Genomic DNA, 8,675 nt, shown 5'->3' on the forward strand with positions numbered 1-8,675 from the left:
CCTGACTAACTTAACCCATCTGGATCTCAACTCTAATCAAATCAGCGATATCACACCCCTGTCTGGCCTGACTAACTTAACCCATCTGGATCTCAACTCTAATCAAATCAGCGATATCACACCCCTGTTTGGTCTAACTGAGCTGCATTACCTGTATCTCGACAACAACCCAATTCCCAACTTGAGTCTGCTCCAAGCCCTTCAACAGCAGTGGCGCAACCTCTCAACTGAACCCATTGTTCGTCAACAAGCAACTATTGCCGTCAAGTCAGCCTACGCCACCATCGGCTTTGCCGAACCTGAGATCACTTTTTGCAGTAGTCCATACGCGGCTCTTGTTTTATTAGGTGGATGTGAACCATTGGGAAACCCACTGACACAAGTGCTATCCGAGGCGGCAAAAAAACTGCTGAGTCAGGCACTGTGGGATTGGTGGCGCGAGCAAATGCCATTTCAATTAGGGTGGGAAATCGAGGAACAACTGGAGCAACAGTTAAAAACTGACGGCCTGAAGCTAGAGCATTACATTACCCCTGAAAAATTGGTTGAACTGATCAGCATCTTTGAATGCGGTTGTGTACTCAAGGACAAAGAACAACAAACGCTGCGGTGTCTCAAGCTAATGTTCTCCTCCTGCGGTTGGATATTTCCCTATGAGAAGGTTTGTGTGGTTTGCGATCGCCCCCGCATTTTCTCATTTGACAACCAAGAACGTCTCCATGCCGAAGGTGACCCCGCTGTGCAATTTGCCGATGGTTGGAGTATCTACGCTTATCACGGAGTAAGATTACCTGAAAAATATGGCAAAGTACATCCTACTCAGTGGCAAGCTCAATGGCTCGTATCTGAGGAAAATGCCGAACTGAGACGAGTCCTGATTCACGAAATTGGTTATGCCCGACTTGTTGAGGAATTGGAAGCGATTGAATTAGATTCTTGGCAAGAATACACGCTGATTGGAATTGATTTCGATGCGGATGAGGAGCCAATTTATCTTCTCAAAATGACTTGCCCTAGTACCGGATATATTCACACATTGCGAGTCCCACCTGATAAGAATTCAGCGCGTGAAGCAATTTCTTGGGTGAATTGGGGAGTCGATCCAGAGGAATTTTCAGTGCAAACTTGAGAGGGTCGAGGAAAGAGAGCGATCGCATATCCTACCCACAAAAACGCCCACCGATATCGGCAGGCGTTCATAGTCTATTAAGCTTCGATAATACGAAGGTACCTAAAGGCAGACAAATTACCACTTGAGCAGATTAAATTGCTCCATATCCACTGTCTCGCGGTTACGATAAATCGAAAGCACGATCGCTAAGCCCACAGCTGCCTCAGCTGCTGCTACAGTAATTACAAATACCGTAAAAACCTGACCTTTAATCTCTTGTGGATCGATGAAGTTGGAGAACCCCATTAAATTCAGGTTGACGGCATTCAGCATGAGTTCAATTGACATCAGCACTCGAACAGCATTGCGGCTAGTAATTAAGCCATAAATGCCAATACAGAACAGAGCAGCGGCTAAAAGTAAGAAGTATTGGAGTTGGAGGTGCATGAATCTTCTCAGTTATCAATGGAATTTTAACAAACCACTTTAACGCTCTCTTGGCGTTGCACTAGCAGCTGATACCAGCTCACGAGGGCGCTCTGGCAACGTTGAAGCTGTTGCCGTACCGATGTCACGAGGAATGAGTTCCTCTGGAATATAGTCCCGACGTGCCAGAATAATTGCACCTACCATTGCCATCAACAACAGAACAGACGCCAGCTCAAACGGTAATAAAAAGTCGCTGAAGAAATGCATACCAATCTTCACAACGGAATTATCACCCAGGACAGAAGCGCCTGTATAAACAGACCACGGTGTCGCCAGTACCATTGTGCTCAGAAGTACGAACAAACCGACACAAACAAGTGCGGTTGACCCTTGGCGAATCCAGCGATTAGCCATCGGAGCAAAATCCTCCCGCTTATTCACCAGCATGATGGCGAACAAGATGAGGACGTTAACCGCCCCAACATAAATCAATAATTGTGCTGCTGCCACAAAGTCAGCATTGAGCAAAAGGTATAAACCGGCAATGCTAACGAAAACACCACCCAATAAAAAAGCCGAATAGACGATGTTGGACAGTAGGACAACACCCAAAGCTGTCCCAATCATCATCACTGACAGTAGGCCAAATGAAACAATCTGAACTCCTTCCGCTAGATTCACCGTTCCCTAATCTCCTTGACTATTAATTCTAGATTTTGGATGCGAAGATTTTGGATTTTAGAATTGGGGTTAATTCTAAGGCGGCAAGGAAAGCCACACAAATAGTTCATCCAAAATCTAAAGTCGCCAATCCCCAATTAGTTGACGACTATTTCTGGGTTGTTTCTTCTTTCTTCGGTTCCATCTGCTGAGCAATTTGCTCTGGACGCAGAGCAGCGCGTTGAGACCCTGAAGGCAAATCGTGGGGGTCTAAAACACCCTTCGGCAGATAGGCGAGTTCGCGTAGAGGAGTGACCATTGGGTCTTGCGTGACTTTGTATGGTAGCCGTCCCATTGCCACGTTGTCATAGTTTAGCTCGTGGCGATCGTAGGTAGATATTTCGTACTCTTCAGTCGCCGATAAACAGTTCGTTGGGCAGTATTCGATGCAATTGGCACAGAAGATACAAACTCCGAAGTCGATGCTATAGCTCTTGAGTTTTTTCTTCTTGCTGGCTTTGTCAAAGTCGTAGTCTACGACTGGTAGGTTAATCGGACAAACCCGAACACAGACTTCGCAGGAAATACACTTATCAAACTCAAAGTGAATCCGACCGCGAAACCGCTCGGAAGGAATAAGTTTTTCGTAAGGATACTGTACTGTGATAGGACGCCGCTGCATGTGGTCAAAGGTAACGGCTAGCCCTTGACCAATGTAGCGGGCGGCTTGAACAGTTTCTTTGGCGTAGTCGCCAACTTGTTTAAGGAACTTCAGCATAGTTCTGAGTGTCTCTCTCGTTTTAAAGTCTTTGGACGGAAGAGGGTGGAAATTTAGCTGATTAGCAGGTTGAAGGTTGGAATGTTAGTAAGTGATCAGTTTGTCTCCTGAGCTTTCCAACTTTCCAACTGTTCAACTTTCCATTTTTTTATCTAACCGCCAAAGGCGAAGGGAAATGCTAATTTGAGTGCGGCAGTCAAGAGTAGATTGACCAGACCGACGGGAAGCAGGAACTTCCATCCTAAATTGAGGAGTTGGTCAATACGAACGCGGGGAACTGTCCAGCGCAGCAGAATGGCGATAAAGACTAGGAAGTATGCCTTGAGTAAGGTCATGCTAATCCCCAAAGCGGCTGTGATCACCTGCAACCAAGAACTGGTTTCATCAACACCCAGCCAATTGGCTAACTGATCGAGGGGAATAGGGGACTCCCAGCCACCTAGATAGAGAACAGCAACCAGTAGGGCAGAAAGAACCAGGTTGACGTAAGAACCGATATAAAACAGAGCAAACTTCATCCCGGCGTACTCGGTTTGATACCCGGCAACCAATTCTTCTTCCGCTTCTGGAAGGTCGAAAGGCAGTCGCTCACATTCTGCCAAAGCGGAAATCCAAAAAATGAGGAACCCCACGGGTTGACGCCAAACGTTCCAGCCCAAAATGCCGTAGCCCGATTGCTGTTCAACAATGTCAATGGTGCTAAGGCTGTTGGACATCATCACAATGGCCAGGACTGCCAGTGCTAGAGGAATTTCGTAACTAATCGACTGTGCTGCTGCCCTCAAACCACCCAGGAGGGAATACTTGTTGTTGGATGCATAGCCTGACATCAACAGACCAATCGGCTGAACGCTGGATAAGGCAATCCATAAAAATATCCCCGTCCCCACATCGGTGATGACGAGGTTCTGTCCGAAGGGCACAATCAGGTAGGACAGAAACACGGGTAAAACTACAAGGATCGGTCCGAGTGTGAAGAGCCACCGATCCGCTTTAGCAGGGACAATGTCTTCTTTAAAGACGAGCTTCAAACCATCTGCCACTGGCTGGAGTACACCCAGTGGTCCGGCATATTCGGGGCCAATTCGTTGTTGGGCAGCCGCAGAAATTTTCCGTTCTAGCCAGACGAGCACTAAGACGCCTACCGTTGCGCCGATAATCATGAGAAACATCGGTAGCGGCATCCAAATGGCTTTAGCGGCACCAGGTGGGATGCCCAAGTCCCTCAACGATTGAATAAAATTTCCTTGGAGGTCTATTCCTGGATTCATCTTTGCCGATACGTGTAATTACTGAGGCAATTCGACACAGAGAGTATCGAATACATCTATACAGTTCTTTTGTGAAGATTTTTTTAGGAGCCTCTCTGCCTAGTATATCGTTCGATGGTTATCCGCTCAGCGCAACCCCTCAGAATTTATACTTATCAGGTTGGTTAGTTTTTCTTCTTGTTTCTTATAACTAGCGCTCGTCTCTATAGCACCCATAGTAATGGTTGATACTCATCCTACTAGCATGAGCTAGTAGGATTGGGTCTTTCCAGAGGTAGGATTATGTTTTTACGGGCAAAGACAGATGATGTCTAGCGCTGTTTTATGCGAGTATTTTTCAACTCTTCAGTAAATATCTCTGAAATAGTTGAAATAAATGTTGCTTCATCCTTATATAGCAATTTCAATACAGTTAAACTAGATGGTTATCTGATACACTCTTCGCCCCTATGAGTTATGACTCATCCAACTCTTCTGGAACTTGCCAAGCAGGGAGACGAACAAGCAATTATCTCGGTGATGAATTACCTGCTGCAAGACAAAGGGATTACTGCACAAGCTGCACAGAAGGATGATTGCCTCTTAGTAGTACTCAAATCAGAGCAATTGCCTGAGAAAAAAGACTCAGTCGCCTTCATCCATAAGCTTATGGTGAAGTTAGCAGTCAAATCAATCAAGACCGTAAAAATCTACGGCAAACAGATAGGACAACCCTCTCCAGCTTGGACAGAATCTCTAGATTTAACTTATAAGACCAAGGAAGCTAAAAATCAACCTAAGCTCTCAAAATCGCCTTCGCTAGATAAGTTGAAAGCAACGGATGTGCTCGACGAAGGGCAGCAGCGCAGCGCGATCGCCCCCAGCGGCACTAGACCCAGTGCTATGAACACCAAGGCTGACCAATGGCCGAAATGGTTTCCCTATCCCAGTTCTTGGTTCCGGGCGTTTATTCTAATTCCATTAATGGCGTCTATTTTTTTTGGGAGTTTTATCTTTGCCGGTGTTTGGTCTTCTCTGCTGTTAGCGATCGCTCATAGCCAAACGGTACTGTTCTTGGCTGGGGGATTAATGCTCTTAGTGCCGACGCTTTCGCTTGCCTACGTCCATTACTTTTTCTCAATTCTCTGGAAGAAGGAAAATCTATCGAATCATTGGCTGCGATGGTTACCCTCTGGAAATAGTTTATGGCAAGGATTTTATGACACAGCTATCTTAATTATATGCCTGATAGGCAGCTTGATCATTTTAGGAGCCTTTATTCCCCAAATTCGAGGCTGTAATTCTTATGAGACAGTAGATCAAATAGCCGCCTGCCGAGAAGTCGTAAAAAGGGCTATTCAGAACTATGAAGATAAATATCATCTCAATGAAATTGAATTAGCCATTTGGGTAATACTTCCAGCCTATCTCTACCAAGCTGAGTATCTAATCCGTCACCGCCTTTTCCCCAATCAAAACGTTGCTTACTGGAATCATCGCTCTGGGCGAAGGGGAGTTCAGGTTGAGAAGACAGATGTAGAACGCGACAGTCAGGGTGGCGAGATCGAGTTGAATCAGGCAAAGAAGGGCAGGGTAGAGTTCTCCAAGACAATACAACCGTCCCCGTCGCATCAGCGAAAGCCTCAAAAATTAGCTAAAAAATTGCTAACAATTCTCTTGATTCCCTTGGTTGCTATAGGGATTTACTGGTTTTCAAGATGGTCAACGCTAGAAGAAACTATACCGCAACCCGTAGCTTCTCAAACTCCAATTTTAGCCTCACCCCAACTTCCATCTGTTACTCCCTCGTCCGTTCCTTCTGTTAGTTCTGAATCGCCTGCGTCCTCGCAGCAGACTGACCCATTCCAAAAGGCCATCAACAAGGCGATGAGTGCGGCTACACTTACCCAATCAGCGACATTGAAGGATGACTGGAATTTAGTGGCGAGTGAATGGCAAGAAGCGATCGCACTCATGAAAGCTGTACCCTCTTCCCATTCCCAATATACCGTAGCGCAGCAAAAGGCAATTGAGTACCAGCGCAATTTAGACTACGCACAGAAAAATGCTGATAAGACTCAGTAAGACGATTCTAGAAGATTAAAAGGCAATCGCTCCATCTTTTTTCATTTACTCAAATTATGGTAAATTTCGGTTTGAACTCTGCCTCAGTTTTAGGACTTCTCGATATCATCCTAGCTATCGCCTACTTCGCTGTGTCTATTGCCATACCCGTAGCTACAGGAAGAGAATTGGGCGGTATCGGAATATTCCTTTACATAATTCAGGCATTTATTGCTCCTATAGTTTTGTTGTTTGTTGGCTTTCTTTTTATCTTCCACGGATGGCGACTAGACCCAATATTGCAGTTTGGCTGTTTCCTGTTTCATCTGTTGCTGATATACCTGGGAGTTAAGGATATCATCCTCTTTAAGATGCTTCTTAGAAGAAATCGGAGATAGCTTAAAAAGGGGAAAAAGATTAGTCTGCTTGCAACTACTTGGGAAAACGGGATTACTAGCGAGCGCTCCTCTTTTCACCCCCCATTAATCAGAGACGATAACCAACAGCAGAATGCTAAGCTCACGCCTCTGATTTCATCTCAACGTTCCCAGCCTCGCCTCTAGCGTTGTTCGATGGGATGGTAATCAACACTGTGGACACCCGTGTAAATTTGAGTAGGTCGGAAAATGCGGTTTTCCTCTAGCTGCTCTTTCCAGTGAGCCAGCCAACCTGCCACCCGCGCGATCGCAAAAATGGGTGTAAACAGATCAGTAGGAATCCCCAATTTTCGGTAAACTAAACCGGAATAAAAATCTACGTTGGCGTAAATCCCTTTATGACCCAGCTTTTCCTCGACTGCCTGTTCTAATGCAACCGCAATATCATAGTACTTATCGTGACCAAACTTCTCAAAGAGTTGCTCTGCTAAGTTTTGCAGAATCGTCGCTCGTGGGTCTTTCACTTTATAGACACGGTGACCAAAACCCATAATTTTCGCCTTACGCTGGACGCAATCCTCTACATAGGAGCGGACATTGTCCACCGAGCCAATTTCTTCCAACATGGTGATCACTTCTTCATTCGCTCCACCATGCAAAGGACCGGCTAGAGTCCCCACGGCTGAAGCCACCACAGCATAGGGGTCAGTCAACGTCGATGCAGTAACCATTGCCGAGAATGTGGATGCATTCATCGTGTGTTCGGCATGAAGCGTCAAGCAAACATCGAAAATCCGCGCCGCTAAAGGATCGGGTTTTTGCTCATTGAGCATGTACAAGAAGTTGGCCGAGTAGTCCAAGTCATCATTCGGCTGAACAGGATCGTTGCCTTTACGCATTTGCTTAAAGGCTGCTACCATCGTCGGAATTTTTGCCAACAAGCGTACCACCGCCTCCCTAATGTAATCAGGGTTATCTAGCGCTCGTTTTGAATAAAAAAGACCGAGTGCCGCCGCCGAAGCTTGCAGCGCATCCATCGGGTGACCGGTTTCCGGGAAACACTTCATCATGTCCCTAATCCGGTATTTGATGCGCCGACGGTGGCGAATTTCATATTCAAAGGCGTCGAGTTCTTCCTTGGTCGGCAGCTCACCCCAAATCAGCAGATACGATGTTTCCAGGAATGTACTCTTTGACGCGAGTTCTTCAATGCGAATACCACGATACTCCAGTATTCCCTTTTGTCCATCGACATAGCTAATACTGGATTGAGCAACGGGAATACCTTCTAGACCTGGTCTATATTCGCAGACTGTCATCTTACTATCGAATGAGTTTGAAATGTTCTCAGGCTAACTTACCAGAAACTTCTATATTAGTCGCTTGTATTACAAAATTTATTAAATCCTTGTTAACTCAAGCATCGGTAAGTCCCCTTGTGTAGTGTAGCGTTCCTTTGGTATTGTCGAAGCCCCTTGTGTAGCACGGCGAAACTAGGGGTCGTTCACACTAACCACTTAGGCGAGCTCAACAAGAACAGTTCACTTTGACCGATGGGGGACTTGGTGTCTGGTATGTTTATCCCGATAATTCCAGCTTTTTTGAGAACTAGTTTTTCTTTGGCCTCACCCCACACTAAGGTTTCTGCCCAGTTACCTAAATCGGGTTGATGACCAACTAACGCTAAGGATTTATCCCTAGCCTCTTGCTGCCACCGTTGTTCTAGCCAACCGAGCCAGACATAGATATCACCATCCGGAGCTAGAGCCGCAAATTCTTCAACATGGGAAGCCAGACCAGCCTCTTGGAGAATGGTAGCGGTTTCTCGTGCCCGTACCAAAGGACTGGTCAAAATTAGGTCAAATCGTAGACCCCGCTCATGGAGTTGTTTGGCTACTTTAGCCGTTTTCTGACGCCCCTTGTCGGTCAGCGGACGTTCTTTATCCTTGGCGTAATTCTCCCTTAGAGCTGCGATGCCGTGGCGAATCAAATACAGTTCCATAAAG

9 protein-coding genes are annotated in these 8,675 nt (G+C 46.0%); 3 read left to right on the forward strand and 6 right to left on the reverse strand.

Annotation, left to right across the window (positions count from 1 at the left end; translation table 11 throughout):
- The coding region (locus tag V6C93_RS06805) for a leucine-rich repeat domain-containing protein (RefSeq protein ID WP_333475900.1) at positions 1-1,129 on the forward strand (1,129 nt) is incomplete at its 5' end.
- Positions 1,130-1,246: 117 nt separating this feature from the next.
- On the opposite strand, the gene nuoK is transcribed toward V6C93_RS06805, so the two are convergent.
- From nuoK to nuoH, 4 genes are all read right to left on the reverse strand, one after another.
- Positions 1,247-1,558, reverse strand: a complete 312-nt coding sequence (gene nuoK / locus V6C93_RS06810) for an NADH-quinone oxidoreductase subunit NuoK (RefSeq protein WP_015183635.1) — start codon at positions 1,556-1,558, stop codon at positions 1,247-1,249.
- 39 nt (positions 1,559-1,597) lie between these two features.
- The gene (locus V6C93_RS06815) at positions 1,598-2,221 is read right to left on the reverse strand and encodes an NADH-quinone oxidoreductase subunit J (protein WP_333475901.1); all 624 of its coding nucleotides are present in this window, start codon (positions 2,219-2,221) and stop codon (positions 1,598-1,600) included.
- A gap of 148 nt (positions 2,222-2,369) precedes the next feature.
- Positions 2,370-2,975, reverse strand: a complete 606-nt coding sequence (ndhI, locus tag V6C93_RS06820; protein ID WP_333475907.1) for an NAD(P)H-quinone oxidoreductase subunit I — start codon at positions 2,973-2,975, stop codon at positions 2,370-2,372.
- Positions 2,976-3,130: 155 nt separating this feature from the next.
- A complete protein-coding gene (nuoH, locus tag V6C93_RS06825) occupies positions 3,131-4,249 on the reverse strand; it encodes an NADH-quinone oxidoreductase subunit NuoH (protein WP_333475902.1) in 1,119 nt (372 codons plus the stop codon).
- Positions 4,250-4,705: 456 nt separating this feature from the next.
- On the opposite strand from nuoH, the gene V6C93_RS06830 reads away from it, so the two are divergent.
- The gene (locus V6C93_RS06830; RefSeq protein ID WP_333475903.1) at positions 4,706-6,313 is read left to right on the forward strand and encodes a hypothetical protein; all 1,608 of its coding nucleotides are present in this window, start codon (positions 4,706-4,708) and stop codon (positions 6,311-6,313) included.
- A gap of 56 nt (positions 6,314-6,369) precedes the next feature.
- A complete protein-coding gene (locus V6C93_RS06835; RefSeq protein WP_333475904.1) occupies positions 6,370-6,690 on the forward strand; it encodes a hypothetical protein in 321 nt (106 codons plus the stop codon).
- A 161-nt stretch (positions 6,691-6,851) separates the two neighbouring features.
- Here the strand turns inward: V6C93_RS06835 and V6C93_RS06840 are convergent, their stop codons facing one another.
- Together V6C93_RS06840 and sixA are read right to left on the reverse strand one after the other, a co-directional pair.
- A complete protein-coding gene (locus V6C93_RS06840) occupies positions 6,852-7,988 on the reverse strand; it encodes a citrate synthase (RefSeq protein ID WP_333475905.1) in 1,137 nt (378 codons plus the stop codon).
- Positions 7,989-8,173: 185 nt separating this feature from the next.
- Complete coding sequence (sixA, locus tag V6C93_RS06845) at positions 8,174-8,671, reverse strand: phosphohistidine phosphatase SixA (protein ID WP_349262634.1); 498 nt, start codon at positions 8,669-8,671, stop codon at positions 8,174-8,176.
- Positions 8,672-8,675 lie beyond the last annotated feature (4 nt).

The organism is Allocoleopsis sp., from assembly GCF_036703385.1.
Classification (GTDB): Bacteria; Cyanobacteriota; Cyanobacteriia; order Cyanobacteriales; family Coleofasciculaceae; genus Allocoleopsis.

Excerpts from the sequence above, each read along its gene's own strand:
- nuoK (WP_015183635.1), bottom strand. The coding sequence starts at position 1,558 with ATGCACCTCCAACTCCAATACTTCTTACTTTTAGCCGCTGCTCTGTTC.
- nuoH (WP_333475902.1), bottom strand. The coding sequence starts at position 4,249 with ATGAATCCAGGAATAGACCTCCAAGGAAATTTTATTCAATCGTTGAGG.
- V6C93_RS06830 (WP_333475903.1), top strand. The coding sequence starts at position 4,706 with ATGACTCATCCAACTCTTCTGGAACTTGCCAAGCAGGGAGACGAACAA.
- V6C93_RS06835 (WP_333475904.1), top strand. The coding sequence starts at position 6,370 with ATGGTAAATTTCGGTTTGAACTCTGCCTCAGTTTTAGGACTTCTCGAT.
- V6C93_RS06840 (WP_333475905.1), bottom strand. The coding sequence starts at position 7,988 with ATGACAGTCTGCGAATATAGACCAGGTCTAGAAGGTATTCCCGTTGCT.
- sixA (WP_349262634.1), bottom strand. The coding sequence starts at position 8,671 with ATGGAACTGTATTTGATTCGCCACGGCATCGCAGCTCTAAGGGAGAAT.